Origin of the sequence: Magnetospirillum sp. XM-1 (assembly GCF_001511835.1) — a bacterium.
GTDB lineage: Bacteria > Pseudomonadota > Alphaproteobacteria > Rhodospirillales > Magnetospirillaceae > Phaeospirillum.
This window is the reverse complement of the sequence record NZ_LN997848.1, coordinates 453,442-472,084: the sequence shown is the minus strand read 5'-3', so window position 1 is coordinate 472,084 and position 18,643 is coordinate 453,442. Positions and strand designations below refer to the sequence as shown.

The 18,643-nt window shown below is 53.4% G+C and carries 19 protein-coding genes and 2 pseudogenes; 5 read left to right on the top strand and 16 right to left on the bottom strand.

Going from position 1 to position 18,643, the window contains the following annotated elements; translation table 11 throughout:
* Positions 1–54: 54 nt before the first annotated feature.
* The 13 genes and pseudogenes from XM1_RS02265 to XM1_RS23000 all read right to left on the bottom strand — a co-directional run bounded on the left by XM1_RS02265 (position 55) and on the right by XM1_RS23000 (position 10,764).
* Complete coding sequence (locus XM1_RS02265) at positions 55–1,371, bottom strand: tyrosine-type recombinase/integrase (protein ID WP_068429056.1); 1,317 nt, start codon at positions 1,369–1,371, stop codon at positions 55–57.
* 319 nt (positions 1,372–1,690) lie between these two features.
* A pseudogene (locus XM1_RS24790) lies at positions 1,691–2,053 on the bottom strand (GNAT family N-acetyltransferase); the annotation flags it as partial.
* Between the two features lie 132 nt (positions 2,054–2,185).
* On the bottom strand, positions 2,186–3,025 hold the full coding sequence (istB, locus tag XM1_RS02260) for an IS21-like element helper ATPase IstB (RefSeq protein ID WP_068429053.1): 840 nt from the start codon (positions 3,023–3,025) through the stop codon (positions 2,186–2,188).
* The gene (gene istA / locus XM1_RS02255) at positions 3,022–4,518 is read right to left on the bottom strand and encodes an IS21 family transposase (RefSeq protein ID WP_082700336.1); all 1,497 of its coding nucleotides are present in this window, start codon (positions 4,516–4,518) and stop codon (positions 3,022–3,024) included. Before istA ends, istB begins: the two co-directional genes overlap by 4 nt.
* 116 nt (positions 4,519–4,634) lie before the next feature.
* Positions 4,635–4,796 (bottom strand): annotated as a pseudogene (locus XM1_RS24785) (N-acetyltransferase); the annotation flags it as partial.
* An 8-nt stretch (positions 4,797–4,804) separates the two neighbouring features.
* On the bottom strand, positions 4,805–5,101 hold the full coding sequence (locus XM1_RS23025) for a DUF1778 domain-containing protein (RefSeq protein ID WP_082700335.1): 297 nt from the start codon (positions 5,099–5,101) through the stop codon (positions 4,805–4,807).
* Between the two features lie 105 nt (positions 5,102–5,206).
* On the bottom strand, positions 5,207–5,575 hold the full coding sequence (locus tag XM1_RS23020; protein WP_197603101.1) for a response regulator: 369 nt from the start codon (positions 5,573–5,575) through the stop codon (positions 5,207–5,209).
* Positions 5,576–6,020: 445 nt separating this feature from the next.
* Positions 6,021–6,527, bottom strand: coding sequence for a helix-turn-helix domain-containing protein (locus tag XM1_RS02250; RefSeq protein WP_231920667.1), 507 nt, complete (start codon positions 6,525–6,527; stop codon positions 6,021–6,023).
* A gap of 13 nt (positions 6,528–6,540) precedes the next feature.
* A complete protein-coding gene (locus XM1_RS23015; protein ID WP_082700333.1) occupies positions 6,541–7,038 on the bottom strand; it encodes a MucR family transcriptional regulator in 498 nt (165 codons plus the stop codon).
* Positions 7,028–7,306 carry an HU family DNA-binding protein gene (locus XM1_RS02245; protein ID WP_068429047.1) on the bottom strand — a complete coding sequence of 93 codons (279 nt, stop codon included), beginning with the start codon at positions 7,304–7,306 and terminating at the stop codon, positions 7,028–7,030. The genes XM1_RS23015 and XM1_RS02245 overlap by 11 nt, the downstream gene beginning before the upstream one ends.
* Before the next feature lie 59 nt (positions 7,307–7,365).
* Positions 7,366–8,463 carry an ATP-binding protein gene (locus tag XM1_RS23010; RefSeq protein WP_082700332.1) on the bottom strand — a complete coding sequence of 366 codons (1,098 nt, stop codon included), beginning with the start codon at positions 8,461–8,463 and terminating at the stop codon, positions 7,366–7,368.
* Between the two features lie 60 nt (positions 8,464–8,523).
* Complete coding sequence (locus XM1_RS02235) at positions 8,524–8,895, bottom strand: hypothetical protein (protein WP_231920666.1); 372 nt, start codon at positions 8,893–8,895, stop codon at positions 8,524–8,526.
* Positions 8,896–9,300: 405 nt separating this feature from the next.
* On the bottom strand, positions 9,301–10,764 hold the full coding sequence (locus XM1_RS23000) for a diguanylate cyclase (protein ID WP_082700330.1): 1,464 nt from the start codon (positions 10,762–10,764) through the stop codon (positions 9,301–9,303).
* A 496-nt stretch (positions 10,765–11,260) separates the two neighbouring features.
* On the opposite strand from XM1_RS23000, the gene XM1_RS22995 reads away from it, so the two are divergent.
* Both XM1_RS22995 and XM1_RS22990 read left to right on the top strand, forming a co-directional pair.
* Positions 11,261–11,989 (top strand): Crp/Fnr family transcriptional regulator, encoded by a 729-nt coding sequence (locus tag XM1_RS22995; protein WP_156428615.1) that lies wholly within the window; start codon positions 11,261–11,263, stop codon positions 11,987–11,989.
* 226 nt (positions 11,990–12,215) lie between these two features.
* On the top strand, positions 12,216–12,668 hold the full coding sequence (locus XM1_RS22990; protein WP_082700329.1) for a DUF1465 family protein: 453 nt from the start codon (positions 12,216–12,218) through the stop codon (positions 12,666–12,668).
* A gap of 119 nt (positions 12,669–12,787) precedes the next feature.
* On the opposite strand, the gene XM1_RS02225 is transcribed toward XM1_RS22990, so the two are convergent.
* Complete coding sequence (locus XM1_RS02225; RefSeq protein WP_156428614.1) at positions 12,788–13,159, bottom strand: hemerythrin domain-containing protein; 372 nt, start codon at positions 13,157–13,159, stop codon at positions 12,788–12,790.
* 139 nt (positions 13,160–13,298) lie between these two features.
* Between XM1_RS02225 and XM1_RS02220 the strand changes: the two genes are divergently transcribed.
* On the top strand, positions 13,299–13,769 hold the full coding sequence (locus XM1_RS02220) for a LexA family transcriptional regulator (RefSeq protein ID WP_082700328.1): 471 nt from the start codon (positions 13,299–13,301) through the stop codon (positions 13,767–13,769).
* Between the two features lie 6 nt (positions 13,770–13,775).
* On the top strand, positions 13,776–15,053 hold the full coding sequence (locus XM1_RS02215) for a Y-family DNA polymerase (RefSeq protein WP_068429027.1): 1,278 nt from the start codon (positions 13,776–13,778) through the stop codon (positions 15,051–15,053).
* 100 nt (positions 15,054–15,153) lie between these two features.
* Here the strand turns inward: XM1_RS02215 and XM1_RS02210 are convergent, their stop codons facing one another.
* Both XM1_RS02210 and XM1_RS02205 read right to left on the bottom strand, forming a co-directional pair.
* Complete coding sequence (locus XM1_RS02210; protein WP_068429018.1) at positions 15,154–15,498, bottom strand: hypothetical protein; 345 nt, start codon at positions 15,496–15,498, stop codon at positions 15,154–15,156.
* Positions 15,499–15,516: 18 nt separating this feature from the next.
* On the bottom strand, positions 15,517–16,377 hold the full coding sequence (locus XM1_RS02205; RefSeq protein WP_082700327.1) for a DUF5131 family protein: 861 nt from the start codon (positions 16,375–16,377) through the stop codon (positions 15,517–15,519).
* Positions 16,378–16,864: 487 nt separating this feature from the next.
* Here XM1_RS02205 and XM1_RS02200 point away from each other — a divergent pair, with 487 nt between their 5' ends.
* Positions 16,865–18,463 carry a hypothetical protein gene (locus XM1_RS02200; protein WP_156428613.1) on the top strand — a complete coding sequence of 533 codons (1,599 nt, stop codon included), beginning with the start codon at positions 16,865–16,867 and terminating at the stop codon, positions 18,461–18,463.
* Positions 18,464–18,643 lie beyond the last annotated feature (180 nt).

Here is an 18,643-nt window from a genome sequence, read left to right as displayed (position 1 = left end):
CCGATCAGCTTAACATACTGCGCTGAAGGTGCGCCCGTCGTGTAACACGACAGGTCAGGGCTTCTTTTTCGGATCGCGCTGTCGCTTGACCTTCTTCAACTTCTCCCCATCCAGCGTCAGCCAGTCAATGTCTGTGTTGAATTCGTTGGCCCTGCTTACCGACGTGTCGTGCCCGTAATAAAGGTGGATCATGTCGGGGCTGGTGCCCATGTTGATACCGACCAACCGCTCTGGAACGCCCTCGTTCAGCTTTAGCGTGGCATAGGTATGGCGCAAGCTGTACGGCGTGAAGTGGTCGCCATGCACGTCAGTTTCCATGTCCAGCGCCTTCAACATGGTGTTGAACTGCCGCTTGAACGACGCAACCGCCTCGCCCGTTTCCTGATTGGCCAAGACGAAATCCTCTTCGCCATTGAACTTGCTGACATAGCGAAAGCCCGACAGCATCGGCCAAACAAAGCTGTCGCAGCGCACTGGCCTCGATCCCGTTTTCGTATTTTTCACGATGGTCAAATAGGCGTGTTCCACGCCCTCAACGACCTTGACGGAAAAGTGCTTCCACTTGATCGGTTGATGCTCTTTCCCTGGCCGAAGCCCCGTGCCGAGAACGAGGTGAATGAACGCGCTGAACACCATCCGCTCGTTGGTCAGCTTTTCCGAAGGATCGTCGGGGAAGCTGTTGCAGTAATCCAAGATGGCCTTGGCCTGCTCCTTCGTGAACGCTGGGCGTCGGTTCACAGCGCCATTATCGCCCCGTGTCGTCTTTTGCCCGATGATCGGCATTCGCGAACCATCAAGGTAGTCGTTGGCGACGGCAAATTTGAAGATTTGCCTCAGCACGGTGTCTTCCGCGTCGCCCTTGCCCTTGCTCGTGACCGTCTTTTCCCGCGTGTATGATGTGCCGTCGCGCTTGCGGATTGTCTCTTCGCGCTGCTCAGCACCAGGACCAGTCTGCCAAAACGCCGTTCGCCAAATCTCGTATTCGCCCAAGGTCTTTTGCGTGATCTGCGTGATCTTGTGCTTGCCGAAATATGGGATGTGGTAGCGCTTCACGATCTTCGTGTAGTCGCTGATCTTGCGAGGCTTGTTGGACGGATCGCGGCCAATCGCAGCAAGCCAAAGCTCGGCCACCGATTTGAAGGACTTGGTGTTGGGATCAAGCCCTTGCTCCGTCAGCACCTCGGCCCGCATCTTCTCCTTGCGTGCCCAAGCCAAAGCCTTGTCAAAATTGCGCTCGCCTGTGCTGCGGACAAATGCCTTGCCGTCTTCTTTGACGATCCGCGTCTGCCACAAGGTGCTGTTTGGCCGCTGGTAGAGCGCTATCGCCTTGTCATCATAGTAGAAATATTCTGTCTTTTTTTCTCGGGGCATTTCGCACCAAAACAACTATTAATTGTAGCAATTCCATTCTCACTCGCTCTGAGCTTATGTGAAAAGAGTGTGAAATGCAAAAGGCCGCTTTTCAGCGACCCTGCATCATTGATTTTATTGGGAAAAATGGTGCCGGCGAGAGGACTCGAACCCCCGGCCCGCGCATTACGAATGAACGGGCATGTCTTACAATAAATTGATTATAAAGCATTATATTTTAGACGAATCAACCATGTGAGTACTGTGTGAGTCAAATTCGGCTACGCGACCCTCGCATTTTTAATGCGATGCTCGACCCGTTCGTGGATCGTGAGGAGGTCTATTCGACCTTAATCCCCACTGCCGCCAGTGATGCCGCGATATCAGCGATAGACCGGAATAGCACCAACTGATCGTCCTTCGAAGGAAGGAATCCTCGTCGCCGCCAGAACGATGCTGCATCGGGGTCAATGGCATTCACTATCAATGCACGACCACCGATCAGCCGTGCCCCCTGAACACAGCGGGTCAGGGCGTGGGCCAGAAGCCCGGTGCCGATGCCCTGACCGGCCCATTCCAGATCGGTCGCCAGTTGCCCCAAGAGTAGACAGGGTACCGGGTTCGGTGGTTGCCCGGTCTTGATCGACCTGGGCATGGCGGTCGGGACCACCGCCGTGGGGGCTAATCCATAATAGCCAATCATGTCAACGCCGGAGAGAAAGGGAGCCACCACGCCGGAGCAAAAGGGAGCCACCCGGTGGTTGGGATGGGGGAAATGCGAAGGGGGGCCGATCGGCCCCCCTTCGCATTTTCGGCCGCTGATTTCGCGTGGTGGTCAGGGGGTGATGATCTCGCCGGTGTCTGGATTGATGATGTCCGGTGGTGTGGTTGATCCGGGCGAAGCGGCCTTCCGTCGCCGTGCCTTGGAATGCGCAAGACGGTAGCTCTCGCCGTTCATCTCCAGAATGTGGACGTGATGGGTGAGACGGTCGAGCAGTGCGCCGGTCAGACGTTCCGAGCCAAACACCGAAGTCCACTCGTCGAATGGCAGGTTCGAGGTGACGATGGTGGAGCCGCGTTCGTAGCGTTGGCTGAACGCCTCGAACAGCAGTTCGGCGCCGGTGGGCGACAGTGGCACGTAGCCCAGTTCATCAATGATGAGCAGCTTGTATGCTTGGATCTGGCTCTGGAGCTTGAGCAGACGCTTCTCATCGCGGGCCTCCATCATCTGGCTGACCAGTCCGGCCGCAGTGGTGAAGCCGACCGAGAAGCCGTGTTGGCAGGCCGCCAGCCCAAGGGCTAGGGCCGTGTGCGTCTTGCCGGTGCCGGAATTGCCCAGCGCGATGACGTTTTCGCGCCGGGTGATGTAGTCGCAACGCGCCAGATCGAGCACCAGCATCTTGTTGAGCGACGGGATGGCGGTGAAGTCGAAGCTGTCGAGCGATTTGACCGCTGGGAACCGGGCCTCTCGGATGCGGCGCTCGACCGTCCGTCGTTCCCGCTCGATCAGCTCCAGTTCAGCCAGCCGCAGCAGATAGCGGGGATGGTCGACGCCCTCGGCGGCGCAGAGCTGGGCCAGCTTGTCGTATTCGCGCAGAAAGGTCGGCAGCTTGAGGGTTTTCAGGTGATGGGCCAGCAGAACCTGCGGCAGAGCCGTCTCGGCGGATGTCGTCATGCCGCTTCTCCCAGCAAGGCCATGTAATCGGCGGCGGCCGTGGTCTTGACCTCCGTGCCAGGCAGGAAGGGATAGGCCGACAGATCCAGTCGCGGCGGACGCCGCTCGATCCGGCATAAGGTCAGGTGCTTGATGGCATCGAAGGCGATGGCGCCGCGCTCGATGGCATCCCTGATCGCCGCCGTCACCGGCGCCAGCGGGAAGACCTCCAGCAGTCGCAGAACCTGAACGAACTCCCGTCGGCCACGTTTGTCCATGCGGGCTTCCAGCAGGCGGCGCAACTCGGCGAACACATCGGGCAATTGCCATCCTTGGAGTGGAGCGGCTTGGTCCAGTGCGCCGGTCTTCTGCTCCAGCAGGGCGAGATAATGCAGGGGATCGAACACGAAGTCGGCACTGTCGTATGACCGGGGATGACGGGCGATCACCTCGTTGCCGTGGGCAATCACCACCTCATCGACAAACCCCTTCACCAGCACCTCGCGGTGACCGAACTGGGTCGGCACCGAATAGTCGTTACAGCGGTAGCGCACCAGGCTGAGCGAACTGACCCGGCCGGGGCGTTTGTCGCACGGCTCGAAGGGGGCGGCAGGCAATGGACGGAAGACAGCAAGATCAGCGGCCAGCCGCTCACCTATGGTCTGGTGGTGGCCCCGCAGCACATCGCCGTGGTGCTCCAGACTGCGAGCCAGCAACATGGCATTGAACGCGTCAAAATCAGCGGCCACCGGCTTGGGCACCATCCAGTTACGCCGGGCGTAGCCCACCAACCCCTCGACCTTGCCTTTGTCATTGCCCTTGCCGGGACGGCCGAAGCGATCCGTGAACAGGTAGTGGGACTGCAGCTCGGTGAAGGCCCTCGTCCGCTTCCGCTTGCCGTCGCCGAGAATCTTGGCCACCGCCAGCGTCGTGTTGTCGTAGAGGATCGACACCGGCAGGCCGCCGAAACGGTCGAACGCGGCCACGTGACCATCCAGAAACGCCTCGGTGGTCTCCGCCGGATACGCCTTTACGAAGGTCGCATCAGAGTGCGGCAGGTCCATGCAGAAGAAGTGGATCTTGCACTCCACCCCGCCGATTACGGCCAGCGCCTCGCCGAAATCCACCTGCGCATGGCCGGGCGGATGGTATAGCGGCACGAACATCTCCTTCGATCGAAGCCGCTGCTCGGCCACATATTCCTTGATGATGGTGTAGCCGCCGGTGAACCCGTGCTCGGCCTTGAGACGCTCGAAGATCCGCTTTGCCGTATGTCGCTGCTTCACCGGCATCTTGGGGTCATTGGCCAGAATTTGGTCGATGATCCCGGTGAACCTGTCCAGCTTCGGCCGTGCGGCTGGCTCCTTCCGCCGATACCCCGGCGGCACCGAAAACGCGCACATCTTGTCTACCGTCTTGCGCGCAATGCCGAATAAACGCGCAGTCTCTCGCCGGGACCGGCCTTCAACGAAGACCGATTGCCGCACCAACAGATAAAGATCCACGGGCTTCATGCTCCCGCCCTTCGTCATCATCAGAAACGAAGGGCATATCACTGGCCGACTTTTACGCCGCCCTCAGCACCACAACGGCGCCGATCCGTGGCCTACTTTCTCTCCGGCGCGCACACAATCACCCGGCCAGCATCATGGACGACCATGACAACGGTGAATCCCTTCTCCTGATTGGACAAGGCCCGAGTCTTGAGCCAATGATCCAAGGCGGGTTTGCCACAGGAAAATTGCGATACGTCGCGGCCTGCGTTTAAAGGCTCTGGAGCGGACAAAGCCATGGCAGCTATCAACCCTGCCCCTTGCCTTGCTCCCAAGGTGCTGGACGCCGTAAAATCTCTACCATGGGTGCCACTGCGGTAGCCGGTGCGGATAACACCACCATGAATTCGGCGAACCCTTCCTCGGACATTCGCACCAACCCCGACTCCATCAGGACTTCTTCCGCCGCACGAACCGCTGCGTCACGGACAAAATCAGTCCGTGATCGACCGCGTAGAGCGGCAGCCCGGTCAATCAGGGCGATGTCGCTGTCTGGCATACGCATGGACAGCGGATGATCTTTGCGATGAGCGGTGGCGGACATGATCAGACTCCTGTGGACCGATCACCAAAATGATCCAATGTAGTGCATTTTGCAATACACCACTGCGTTCAACTGCCTACGTCGCCGCGTCAAGCACGTACAAAATCAGAAGTCACCAAATATATTTTGTAACTTATTCTTAAGTGTAGCCTTGGAAAATGGCTTAACTATATAATCACTAACTCCGCTCTTGACGGTCTCAATAATGCTATTTCGATCAGACTCCGCAGATATCATAATAAATGGCAACTGATTTAATTTTTTATCACGCCGAATCCATCTCAATAGATCAAGTCCGCTGATAGGCTCCATCCTCCAGTCTGAAATCACAAGAGAATACTCATGCAAATAAAGCTCCTCCATCGCAGACTTACCATTTACGGCGACGGAGACGCTTGAAAAGCCAAGCATTACAAGAATATTGCAGATTATTCTCCGCATGGTTGCGGAATCGTCAACAACCAGTATTTTCATTTTCATATCAATCATTTCAGGCCAGCCACATCGGCAGTTAAAACGTGAACATCACGCAAAAACCGCAAAATTAAATTTGATTGAATGAGCTATGAATATGGCTACAAGCATGCCCTAACGAACAATACTGCCTGTTCTCACACAATGAACTTTCAGAAATAATATCATCAATAAGCTCACGTCCACCGCCACATGCCAGAATGCGGACCATTTCCCGCACTCTTATTGGCAGACAATCGCTTGGTGGAATCACGCGTAGCTCAACCATTTTGTCCCCTTGCAAACTTTTACAGTTTGCGAATCAAGAAATCATGGTCTCAGCTTGCATGTCTTGAAGCCTGGGAATACCCCCAAATGGGATGGGATTTAAAAAAACCGCGATTCTTGATGTTCCATAGATCCAAAGCGATGGCAGGTATGACTTTAAAGAAATTCTAAAAACCTACTATTTGGCACCACCCAAAGCCTTCGCCATCGACAGAACCTGATCCCGCACCTTGGGGTCACTGATGCTGAAATAGGCTCGGACCAATTCAAGAGTTTCCCGCCGAGTCATGGGATTGTCGTCAGCGACATCGATTGCCTTGGTGACATTGCCACGGATCACCTCGACCGGCGATGCTGCCTGGGCAGTCGAAGAGATTTCCTCAAAAAAGTAGCCAACCCGGACATCCAGAACACGGGATAGATCGAACAGCCTGGATGCTCCGACCCGATTGGCTCCACGTTCGTATTTTTGCACCTGCTGGAAGGTCAGCCCCAGGCATTCGCCAAGCTTCTCCTGGCTCATGCCAAGCAGGGTCCGACGAAGCCGAATGCGGGCACCAACATGAACATCAATGGGATTGGCACTGCCGTCGTCCAATCGGCCACGGGTGGACCGGCCAGCCTTCTTGGCGACCTTGGCAGGCTTGGGGGCGGTTCCGGGCTTGGCACTCTTACGTGGCGGCATGGTGGTCTTTTCCTTACGAGGATGGCTTCGCCCATCTTGATGTCGGATAAACATGAGCAGGAGCCGCTTCATGAGCGACGCCCGTGTCGCTACTGGCATCGGGAATCGTTTCTGATTTTGGTTTATGCCGAGAAATTCCAAGCCCAAATTTTACGGCCATTCTTGATCGGTGAGCAGCATAGTTTGGAGCAACCATGGGATAATCAGCAGGCAAATCCCACTTCATGCGGTATCCCTCTATGGATAATCCATGCCCCCGATTCAGGTGACGCTTCATCAATTTTTGATGACTTCCACATTCAAGGCAGATCACAGATTCCTCCGTTACCGACCTTTTAATCGATACGGCAGGCTTCTGGCTTACAGTCGGTGCAGCAACCGGTGTGATGGTTGCTTTCAAAGACGAATAAACGGACTTGATCAGGCTTGGGATTTCAGTGGCAGCCAAGGTGCTGCTGCCCAGGTAGGCAGAAACGATCTTGGTGGTCAGTGCCTTGATGTCATCGGCCATTGATGGTGTCCTTGAGGCTCTTTCCGGCGGTGAATTTGGCTGACTTGCTGGCCGCGATGGTGAGGGTCTTGCCAGTTTGCGGATTCCTGCCTTGACGGGCAGGACGGGCAGAAACCGAGAAGGTTCCAAAGCCAACAAGACGCACGTCATCGCCCGATTTCATGGCGGCGGTGATGGCTTCGAATACGGCGTCGATAGCACTTGCCGCGTCGGCCTTGGTCATGTTGGCACCATCGGCGACGGCGGCGATCAATTCGGACTTGTTCATGTGCCCCTCCCTACCAAACAAAAACGGAATGACTAACAGCCATCATTTATCAAACGGATTCACTCAGGCGTCGGCAAGGTAAACAGGAAAGTCGAGCCGCCTGAAGGTGATTGCTCGACCCAAATCTCGCCCCCGTGCCGCTCGACAATCTTCTTGCAGACAGAAAGACCGATCCCTGTTCCCTCGTATATCTCTCGGGTATGAAGTCGCTTGAAAAGCAGAAAAATTCGGTCGAAGTATTCTGGTGCGATCCCGATACCATTATCTTGAACAGAGAAGGTCGCCTTCTCATTATCGAGATGAACAGACACGACAACGTGTGGTCTTATCCCCTCTTTTCGATATTTGATGGCATTCCCAATTAGGTTTTGGAAAAGCCGATCTAATTGGTGGCCATCCCCAACCACCATGAGCGAAGCATCCACATCGACGACCACGTGTGCATCACACTCGGAAATGGCTGTCCCAAGATTTCTCACGGCACGGGAAATGGCATCACCGATCCGCATCGGAACCAGTGGTTCTCCCTGTCTATCAATTCTGGAGAATGCAAGCAGGTCCAGAACCATCGCATCCATTCGCCGGGCACCGTCGCGGACGAAGCCAATAAATTCATGCCCATCTGCGTCAAAGTGATGTCCGTAGCGGCGTTCAATCAGGTCAACATAGCTGCTGATCATACGGAGTGGCTCACGAAGATCATGGGATGCGACGTAGGCAAATTGCTCAAGTTCAGCGTTGGATGCCGCCAAATCCTTACAGGCAATTCCCAGTTTTTCTTCGCTCTCCCGTCTGACAGAGACATCAAAACAATAGCCGACATACCCGAGAAATTCGCCGGACTGGTTTTGAATTGGGATTCCGTAATCTACGATCCAACCGTATTCGCCACAGGCACGCTTGATGCGGTATTCCATGTCGAACGGCTGACGAAGTGCGAAGGCATCAAGATAAATTTTCAAGCAGCGATCAAAATCATCAGGATGGACACCTTCCGCCCATCCGTTCCCCATCTCTTGCTCCATTGTCCTGCCGGTATAGGCGAGCCAAGCGGGGTTGAACCAATTGCATTTGGCATCAAGACCAGCACGCCAGATCAGAATCGGGGCAGCTTTTAGGAGTTCGAGATCAGGCCAGCCTGTGTTTGCAACAATCATGGCCGTCCTCCGCCTTCACGCCGATCAAATGCTACCAAAGATTTATATCTTTCATCAACCTCAAGCAAAATGGTCCGGAGATTTAGCACCTTCCATTGTGCACCGATCCCCAACGGACTCCTCCTTCAACCGGAGGATTCCTGCCTCCAATCCCGCAGCAATCACCGTATCCGAAATGGCATCCTTGATTTCATCAGGCAGAATTATTGCGGCCCTCCATGAGCCATCTGGTGCCCGATATGTTGGCAAGGAAACCTCGGTACTTTTGTCATCAGCCCTCACCTTGACTCCTTGGATGATCATCTCGATGCCATCAAAGACGACCTCAACATCAGCCAAGGCACGTAGCTTACCGGCATTCTTCACTTCGGTGATGCCGATTGCCGATACAGTAATCGATGCAGTGTCCATGGTCGGATTTACCTTCATCATCTCCGCCTTGATGGCATAAGCCGAATGCGATAACCTTTTCTGGTGGCATCCCCCCGATGCGGCCACATCTGGATAGATCACCCCCGTAAACTTGATCCATCCAGCACGATCCGGCGGTGGAGTTCTTACCAGTTCTCCACCGCCGACCTGTTTTACGGCTCGTTCCGAATCACAGGCACAGCCACAAAGTACTCCGGGTCTTCCAGGGTGCGAATCGACACCATTAGTGTCTCGTGCCGGTTCACCATCCGGGCATGCGGAACCCCATCAACGGCCGTCCAAAGCCGTGACACCTCCCACACCTTTCTGGTCGGATCGTTGGCTTTCATGAACAAGTCACCGACTTGGATGGGGGGAGGTTTTCGTCCGAATATTGCCATGTTCGCCCAACCTGCCTGCCCGAAATTATACCGCCGTGTCGCGAACTGCCTGGATGTGCCCAAAGAACTTTCGATCTTCGGACAGCATGTGCTTTGCCACCACGTCATAGGCCAGAAAATTGAACAGGTCGCCCAAGGCCAGTTCGCCGGATGTGAAAATCGCCACCAATTCCCCGGCACGGTCGATTAGACCCTGGTGGGTTTGGGCATGTTCATCAGCACCGGAATATCCTATCGAGCGGAAAACTGCTTCTTCATCCCGGAAATGATCCAGAAGGTCCGAAACAAGTGCTTCGATCTGAGGTGCCACCTCATCGGTTGGTCGCTCTCCGATGACTGCTATCAGCAAATTATTTGCGTGTTCGAATAGATTTCGGTGCTGCGTATCGAGCAAAGCATGGCCGGACTCGTAGGTGCTCCTCCAGACCAGACGTAGAAACGAGAGATCGAGAAGCTCTGCCTCATCGGCTTCATCAGCCTCGCAGGCATCGGTTACGACTCGGTTCCTCCCACCTTCCTTTGCCGCGTAAAGGGCTGCATCAGAACGGCATAGCCAAGATTCCCATGTTTCATCTTCACGGTATTCGGCGACGCCGAAGCTGGCGGTAACACGGCCAACACCAGGAAAATCGTAGGCCATAACCGCCTTGCGGATTCGTTCTGCAAGCAGGATTGCTATCATCAGCCCACTGTTGGGGGTAACGATCACAAACTCTTCACCGCCCCAACGTCCCAGTAGATCGGTGGAACGCATACATTTTTGGGCGATATCGCAAAATGACTTGAGAACTTCATCGCCGACAGCATGTCCGTAGCCGTCATTGACCCTCTTGAAGTGGTCCAGATCGATGAAGATCAATGAGACAGGGTGCCCATATCGCGAATTTCGGAGCATTTCCTGTTGGACAGATTCTTCGATTCTGATGCGGCTCCAAGCTCCCGTCAGAGCGTCATGTCGGGCCAAATGCTCCAGTTTCTCGCGTGCCTCAACAAGTTCGGCATTTGAGGCTGCAAGGGCTGCGACAGTGTTGGTAAGTTCCTGGTTAAGAATTTCAAGTTCGCCACTGCGTTCGGCCAAATGCTGTTCCGCAATTTTGCGTTCAGTGATGTCGGAGAGCACGCAGACCAGACCAGCACGTCCGTCTTTGTATGCTGGCATGTGGCGGGCCGTCAGTTGGCCCCAGAACGCCGTGCCGTTTGAACGCCAATAATGGCGTTCCAAACTTACATTTTGTTGCCCCGATGCCAAATGTTCCGCCACATTCCGCCGGGCAATGTCCTGATCGACGGGATCGACCAGATCGACATACTCCTTGCCAATCAGCGTCTCCACAGGAATCAGAAATAATTCGGCCATCCGTTGGTTCGCGGTCCCAATTCGACCACTGGAATCTATGCTGAAGATGGCGACACTGGAATTGTTAAAGACAAGCCGAAGCAGACCTTCCTGCTCACGAAATGTTGCTTCAGGAATCCGCCGTTCGGTCATGTCAGATCCATGCCAACAACTTCTATCGTGATTATCTCCATGATTCTCGCCCATCACGGTTTCCAGCCATGAGTCGTGTTCACACAAAAACTATCAAAAGGATTATAACTCTGGGGCCTGAAGGTCAATCCGTAGCGATCTCCGACAACGGAAAAATTACAAATCGTTGAAATGTAAAACAACAATGTAAACAGCTTGCGGGCTATGCGTCTCGCTGCCAGAACACATTTTAAATATAAATTACTTGAAATCATGTAGTTTTTAATTAAAAATTACAAATATTCTACATTTCTTAATACTTATTGATTGTTTATACGATGACTCCACGTCGTGCTGCACATTAAAAACATGTTTTCTTTGCCAGTCTAGCGTCTCTGTCGTTGTGATGTTAGTGCGACAATCTCGCCACGCCAAAACATTCTTGAGATATGTATGATTTGACACCCGCATCTAATTCTTATGAAATTAGGGCTCACCCAATTTTGGGGAAACCGTCATGGGTCTTTTGAAAAATTTCAAAGAAAATAACGTTTGCCTAATGCGGCAGCCTGCGTCACCTCAGATGATTTTGTTGGAAAGCTGCCATTTGCAGCATCTATTTTCGTCGATGACCTTAGCATCCAGGGGTAGTCGCCTTTTTCACGAGGGCGATCAAATTACTGGTGTATTTAAACTAGTTGGGGGCTTGGTTGCTCTTGAGCGTGTGGATGAAGATGGAAACCTGATCATCCTCAAAATCCTCAGACCGGGGGCTCTTTTTCCATGCTCGGGCTTGCTTTGTGACGGCCTCCACAATTTAGCCGCTCGGGCAATCACTGACATCTCAACTCAGTTCATTCCAATGGATCGCATTGTGGAAGCAATTAGAAATGACCCTTCAATAGGTTTGGGGTTAATCAAACTTAGTGCCACTGAAATACAGGAAAATGAGAATGCTATTTTCAGAATGTGTACCGTGGGTTTGTCTGAACGGGTTCTGGATATACTAACTATTCTGGCTGAGGAATTGGGAGACCGAGATTCAGATGGCGACTTACATCTCACGCTACCTATGGCTTGGAGCGACGTTGCCGCTATGGTCGGTAGTGGGCCTGAAGTAATGTCACGCATACTACGAGTTTTAGCAAAAGGCGGTCGCTTATCGTTCAAAAGACGGCATATTATTATTTATCAAACTCCAAGACATTCTGGTGCCGAGAATGCAAACGCTGCCGCCATCACTTAAGAGTTAACGCAAGCGTTGCTACAGCACACGAAAAATAAGTTGTTTATTGGTGAATAATTCCGCCTATGACAGCGACATAGCTTTCCAGTGACGGCAACAAAATGACCGCATACAGCCGCTAAGGCAGACGTATGACATTTGGTATTGAATGGCATTTGACGCCAAAACTTCGCATGTTACCATCAGGAACGATTTGCCCGTCTTGGTGGTGACGTGAGGTGCGGCGATGCGGACAACTACCTATTTTCGTGGCCCATTTGAAGAAACCATGGCTCTGCTTGATGAAGCACGGACCTTCATGATGGAGACCGAATGGCGGGATCGGCAAAAAGTCGATGGTGTTAAGGGGCTTCGGATAACCAATGAGGCTTTTCGGCTAACAAGCCGCCTGACACAAGTTATGTCGTGGTTGATGTTCCAGCGTGCAGTTTATGACGGCGAGATTTCCGCAGAATACGCGATGGAAGAACGATTTAGGCTATCTGGGCACGATGTGTGCTTGGACACATCGCATTGTAATGATTCCGTGATTTCTGATGATTTACGATCACTGTTGAATCGTTCGCACAAACTTTTTCTGCGGATCGAGCGGCTTGAATCAAGTTTTGTTCGTACTGCATTGCGTCAATACACATCATCTAACAACGACGAAGTAGGCGATGCCCTATCTGGTCAGTAACCTTCGTGAACCGGCCACCGACTTGGCGTCGGAGTTTTTCGTCCGAATATCGCCATGTTCGCCTGATCAGCCTACCTGCGTTCATTCCGCTGTATCGTGGAACGCCCGGAGATCATAAATCAACTTTTCAACGCTGAAGCCAAGGCCGTGTCCTCCTGGTGCAGCCGGATGATCATGTCGGGAATCAACCCGTCCAGAATAGTCCGAGCTTCGCTCAGATCAGCGTTATCGCAGATCGCAGTATGCAGCCGCATAAAGGTTCGGCGAGCTTCATTGTGGGTGTTCAAATGGCGGGAAGAATCATGGAATTCAGCCACGCGGTCGAACAGACTTTCTTCGCTGGCAAGGTGCTGTAACGCTGCCTCCAGAAATTCACCCGCTGAAATTTGAGCAGCCTCCAGCATCCGAGCTTCAACAGCAGCCGCAACGGCATCGAGCAGATGAAATAGGTGCCGGTGACCGGCATCTATCTCGGCCACGCCCAGGTTCATCGTGTCCTGCCAACGTAATCGCATGGCATTGTGCCCTTAGAAATTCTATCGAAAGTATAATAGACCTGCTGATCAACGGGTCAATCGGTCGAACACTGGATATTGCCCGATCCCGTGCCCACGGTGTAATGTTCTTGCCATGTTCTCGCAGAATCAAAATACGCCGCTACCCCCAGGCACATGTCAGCCATCGTCCCGTGGCTTCGCACCATCGGATGCCACGGCCCCCATTTATTCCGCCCTGGTGGCCGCTGGGTTTCCGTCCCCCGCCGACGACCACCTGGAGGGCAAGCTCGATCTCCATGAGTTGATGGTCAAGCGGCCAGCAGCGACGTTCTTCTGCAAGGCCGATGGCGACAGCATGACCGGTGCAGGCATCCACAGTGGCGACCTGCTGGTGGTAGATCGTTCTGTTCAGCCCCATGACGGGGATATTGTCGTCGCCACCCTGGACGGCGGCTTGACGGTGAAGACCCTACGAAAGACCGAGGATGGTTGGGAACTTGCTTCGGCCAACCCGGACTATCCCAGCTTCCCGGTTAACGATGAAGAAGGTGTTCAGATATGGGGGGTCGTCACCTTCGCCGTGTCGTCCCTGACCAAGCGGTGATCGGTCATGGCGGTCTACGCCCTGGTGGACTGCAACAATTTTTACGTCTCGTGCGAGCGGGCATTCAACCCTGCTCTTGAAGGCAAGCCGGTCATCGTCATGTCCAACAATGATGGCTGTGCCGTGGCTCGTTCCGCCGAAGCCAAGGCCATTGGCGTCGGCATGGGCGAACCTGCCTTCAAATTGAGGCATCTGGTCGATAGCCATGGCTTGATCATGTTGTCGTCCAACTATGCCCTGTACGGGGACATGTCGGAACGGGTCATGTCTGTGCTGGCAACCTTTTCGCCGGGGGCAGAGGTCTATTCCATCGACGAATGCTTCCTTGATCTGGACGGTCTGCCGGTAAACGACTTGACCGCATGGAGCCAGCAAATTCGAGCCACCGTTCGGCGATGGACCGGCATTCCGGTGTCGGTCGGGATCGGCACCACCAAGACCTTGGCAAAACTGGCCAACAGACTCGCAAAGAAGTCCAAGAAGGCAAACGGCGTGCTCGATCTGAGCCGTGATGCTCGATGGATAGAGGCCGCTCTCAAGCAAACGCCGGTCGGGGATGTTTGGGGGATTGGCCGCCAGTATGCAGCCCACTGTGGCGTGAATGGCATCCGAACCGCCTATGACCTGACTTTGCAGTCAGATGGATGGATCAAGAAGACCATGGGAGCGGTCGGCCTTCGCACCGTGATGGAACTGCGAGGAACGCCGGTTCACACCCTGGACACCGCCCCATCGGACAAACACACCACCTGCTGCTCCAGGTCATTTGGAGATTCCGTCACCGAATTCCAGCAGGTACATGATGCTGTGCTGACCTTCGCCAGCCGGGCAGCAGAGAAAATTCGTGGAGAAGGGCTGGTGGCAGGTGCTGTGCAGGTATTCGCCTATACCGACAGGTTCCGTCCCGACCAGCCACAATTTTCCCTGAATGCCATGATCCGTCTTTCGCCGCCGACTTCATCCACGCCGCACATCATTGGGGCAGCACTGAAGGGATTGAAATCGGCATGGAGGGATGGCTATGGCTACAAAAAGGCCGGGGTGATCATGCTGGATTTGATCCGACCCGAGGACATTCCACGTGACCTATTTTCACCACCGCCTGAGTCAGATGTACGGCCAAAAGCATTGATGGCTGCGGTGGATGGGATCAACAGCAAGTTGGGCAAAGGGGCTGTTGGGTTTGGGGTGGTTCCCGGTGATGCACCATGGAAGATGCGATGTGGGAACCGAACCCCGAGCTACACGACCAGTTGGGACGACATCCCGGTGGTGAAAGCTTGAACCCAGATGTTACCTGGGATGACCATAATGACTCCACTACCGGACGGACAGCCCCCCGCCACCTAATGAACCACCCACCACACTTCCAATTGCAGTCGGGTCAGGCCAACCATTGGCCGATACCGCTCCACGCAAAATCTAGCTCCCTCGCAGCAACGCCACCAAGCAACTTGCTGATGGATTTGTGAACCATAATCATTCCCTGGAACCCATATTCAGCGTTAATGTCTTCACCAACCTTCTTGGCTTCCTCTCGCTTCTTGCCTCTGACCAGGAATAAGGAGCCACGCTCTTCGGTCCAAGGCTGCCACCCATTGTTTATTGTCAGAAGCCTCATAACGAACGGCGTTAAGTCCGCTATAAAATTTCCGTCATCTCCTTCCCATATGAACACGCCACTTGATGGGTTTTCATTCATGATTTCGCACACGAGTTCCTTGCTCATTTTCCAATGCTCCTGCTTTTAGCGATTAGCTTGATCAACTGGGTTGGCCGCATCACCTGGGTACTGATGCCAGATTTGACCGTCCAGAACTGGGGGGTAAGGGGTCTGCGTCTTGGGTCTGACGCCGCTCCACTGCTTGAAAAAGAACGCCACACCGTACCGCTGGCAGTCGTCCTTGATCTTCTTCACCCATGAAATCTTCAGCCGATGCTGGGGGGCCGTCGCACCGCTCTGGCCGCCGACCACGACCCATTGCAGAGTTCCGTCCGCCAGCCACGGCGAAAGGTCCAATTCCTCAAGGAGCGGTTCAACCGACACCCATCTGGTTTTGGCATTCACCCGACGAAGGTCATCAAGACGGTATAGTGAAGCCTTGCAGCCGCAGGTAACCCCCATCCAGATGTTCTTGTGCACGGGGATGTTCATTTCGGCCATTCGAGCAGAACGCTTCGTCAAAATCTGGAAGATCACATCTGGGCGGCTGTTCATACCGTCAAAAAGCTTGGTGAGTTCATCAGATGGCACTTCCTTATGAAAGGTGTCGCTCATCGAGTTGACAAACACCATCATGCCGGATTTGAACTTCCTGATTTTCCCATACTCTTTTGGCACGACATTTACGCGGCCCGTGAACTCAGAAACACCCGTGATCGCGTTCCGTGTCACAACGTTTTCATACCCATCTGTGCCCATGCATGTATGTCGCCAAGCCCAGAGTGGCGAGTAGCAGCCACCTTTCTTCCCTACAGGCCCGCATTCTGGGCTGCACTTTGTGCAGCCTTTCATTGGATTGAGACGGCATTCTGACCATGCAATTGAATTTACATGGTCAACATTATTCAATGCGGCTTCATAGGCATATTCTGGGTCGGAACTCATTTTGAAATCCCCTTACCATTTTTATTGCTGGAATAAACTCCAGGCAAGATTGCAACGTCACATATGGTAAGAAGCTAATTGCACATTCGTCAAACAAAAAACGACAATGTAAAACATTGTTATAATCAAGACGATTAATACAAAATCTGCCGCTTGATCATGAAAATATTTTTATACAAACAGCCTTTGAGATCGCCCATTGCAACCTGAATGATATGTGCGGCATATAGTTAAGCAGTATTTGCGGCTTGAAAAAATATTTTCAAGCCGAAATTCTAGATTGCTTGTCGTGATGGCGGTGCGGCAGACCGCCGCATCATGAATGAAAACATGACTTTCCGTGCAATCTTCCGACATTTTCTCTGAATTACTAGATCGCACAATTTAATGCGACAAATGCCCCGAGCTAAACATGATTGAAATGCGTTAACGCACCCTGATATGTTTTGAATGAAGATTGCGTATTAATTTATGTCGCAGGCGTATCATGGAAAGCCACTACGAAGCACACAAACCATCAGTTGCCTCGAAACAAAGCTCCAAAATGTCTCCCGGTAGACATTTTGAAGAAGACCCGCCACGCATCGATAACGATGAAGAATGGGAAGAACTGATTGAAGATATGGTGCTTCAGTTTGAGCCGTTTTATGAGGCCAAAACAAACACCGATGAAAACGCGATTAATCGCGTCATGTCAGCCTATCGCATCGTGTTGAAGGCGTTGAGCGACCCGGAAGGATTTGATGCTCGCTGCACCCATATCAAGGTCAAGGTTCCGAAGGCGGATGTTCAGAACCCCGTCTTTCACCGAGCCATCGAGTTCAACCTTGCCACCATTGCCAAACGCAAGAGCGTCCCCTTCAACAAGCGGGCGGTCAAAGACACCATCACCTGTTATTCGCGGGTGTGCCACTGGCTCCACACCCGGCAGCCGCCGTTGCTGGAAAACTCAGCACGGGACCAACTCACAACCATCGGCATCAACGCGATTGAAAAGCTGTGGCTCCAAGAGAACAAGAAGGCCGACGCCCCTAAGCCCAGGAAGCCCACCTTGCCCAAGAAGGTGGTTCAAGAGGTATGGGATGCGATCAAGGATTTGCCACCGCCCAGCCCTGGTCATCGGTCCATCAGCTTTGCCGCCAAGCAAGCTGTGCGGAATTATCTCGACGGGGTAGCCAGCGACGAAGAGACAATCGGTGAGGAAGGGAAGCCGAATGAAGTGGCTGGCGAAGTTTTCTTCGTGCCAATTGGAAATCCGCCGCCGTCAGGTGGTGAGGATGTCCCGACCGATGATCACCAGGAAGGCGACGGGGATACCGTAGACGGTCAGTCGGACGAATTCACCCTGACCATGGTGGCCGTCCATCAATTGAACGACCTTCTGGAAATGCAGATAGCCGAGATTCACCAGTTGGACCTGCGAGACGCTTCACCCAAGTTGGTCATGTCGATCCGTGACCGGATCACCAATGAGACGGACGAACTTCTTCACAAGAAGCTTGAGACGCTGTGGGTGATGATCCAGGCCCAGCAGAAGACTGCTGACGACGATACTGACCCTGATGACGATCCGCCGCCGTCAGGTGGTGAACCTGTTCCGGCTGATGACGTTGGGTCGGATGGCTACCACCAGGAAGCCGATACGGAAGCCACCGAAGCGGAAGCGGCGGCGGCGGCGGTCTGTGCCGACGATGCGATCTACGCCCCCCCAATCCCGACCACTCAGGAAGCGATTGACGCACTTGCCGATGCCTACACCACGGTTGCCGTTCCAGGCGGCGAGAACCGGACTTGGTTCGTCCATAGTGGCATGCGGGGACCAGATAGCGATAATCGCTATATCGGTGCGTTTCATATGTTCACCCGCAAATCCGAAGCTAATGATTATTTCAATAAACTAATTGCCACTAATTCTATGTGGGAAGGAGCCGTCTACAAAAAGAAGAAAGTCGGCGGATGCAAGCCGCTTGGCAAATATAAAGACATTGTTGAGTATGACGATGGAGTGCCAACAACGCATTATGCTTATGATCAGTGGCTTGACGAAAACTATGAACAGTTTGACGCGTGGGTTAGGCCAAGTTAAACCTTATCGGCATCCGCCATAAGCCTCTGACAACGATTGTTGCCCGTATATCTCGTTCTTGCGATGCGAGATATCAACAAGGTACTGGACGGAAAACGCCGCGTTGCGGCCAGAAATAAATTGAAAAATATGGGAAATCTGATTGTCCTTAACCGTGATATCGGCATAGCTGAAGCGGTT

Bases quoted from the DNA above. Each gene is read 5' to 3' on its own strand.
- XM1_RS22990 (WP_082700329.1), top strand. From the start codon at position 12,216: ATGCGGACAACTACCTATTTTCGTGGCCCATTTGAAGAAACCATGGCT.
- XM1_RS22995 (WP_156428615.1), top strand. From the start codon at position 11,261: ATGGGTCTTTTGAAAAATTTCAAAGAAAATAACGTTTGCCTAATGCGG.
- XM1_RS02210 (WP_068429018.1), bottom strand. From the start codon at position 15,498: ATGAGCAAGGAACTCGTGTGCGAAATCATGAATGAAAACCCATCAAGT.
- istB (WP_068429053.1), bottom strand. From the start codon at position 3,025: ATGACGACATCCGCCGAGACGGCTCTGCCGCAGGTTCTGCTGGCCCAT.
- XM1_RS23015 (WP_082700333.1), bottom strand. From the start codon at position 7,038: ATGGCCGATGACATCAAGGCACTGACCACCAAGATCGTTTCTGCCTAC.
- XM1_RS23000 (WP_082700330.1), bottom strand. From the start codon at position 10,764: ATGACCGAACGGCGGATTCCTGAAGCAACATTTCGTGAGCAGGAAGGT.
- XM1_RS02220 (WP_082700328.1), top strand. From the start codon at position 13,299: ATGTTCTCGCAGAATCAAAATACGCCGCTACCCCCAGGCACATGTCAG.
- XM1_RS02205 (WP_082700327.1), bottom strand. From the start codon at position 16,377: ATGAGTTCCGACCCAGAATATGCCTATGAAGCCGCATTGAATAATGTT.
- istA (WP_082700336.1), bottom strand. From the start codon at position 4,518: ATGAAGCCCGTGGATCTTTATCTGTTGGTGCGGCAATCGGTCTTCGTT.
- XM1_RS02215 (WP_068429027.1), top strand. From the start codon at position 13,776: ATGGCGGTCTACGCCCTGGTGGACTGCAACAATTTTTACGTCTCGTGC.
- XM1_RS02245 (WP_068429047.1), bottom strand. From the start codon at position 7,306: ATGAACAAGTCCGAATTGATCGCCGCCGTCGCCGATGGTGCCAACATG.
- XM1_RS02200 (WP_156428613.1), top strand. From the start codon at position 16,865: ATGGAAAGCCACTACGAAGCACACAAACCATCAGTTGCCTCGAAACAA.
- XM1_RS02265 (WP_068429056.1), bottom strand. From the start codon at position 1,371: ATGCCCCGAGAAAAAAAGACAGAATATTTCTACTATGATGACAAGGCG.
- XM1_RS02235 (WP_231920666.1), bottom strand. From the start codon at position 8,895: ATGATGAAGGTAAATCCGACCATGGACACTGCATCGATTACTGTATCG.
- XM1_RS02225 (WP_156428614.1), bottom strand. From the start codon at position 13,159: ATGAACCTGGGCGTGGCCGAGATAGATGCCGGTCACCGGCACCTATTT.
- XM1_RS23025 (WP_082700335.1), bottom strand. From the start codon at position 5,101: ATGTCCGCCACCGCTCATCGCAAAGATCATCCGCTGTCCATGCGTATG.
- XM1_RS23010 (WP_082700332.1), bottom strand. From the start codon at position 8,463: ATGATTGTTGCAAACACAGGCTGGCCTGATCTCGAACTCCTAAAAGCT.
- XM1_RS23020 (WP_197603101.1), bottom strand. From the start codon at position 5,575: ATGAAAATACTGGTTGTTGACGATTCCGCAACCATGCGGAGAATAATC.
- XM1_RS02250 (WP_231920667.1), bottom strand. From the start codon at position 6,527: ATGCCGCCACGTAAGAGTGCCAAGCCCGGAACCGCCCCCAAGCCTGCC.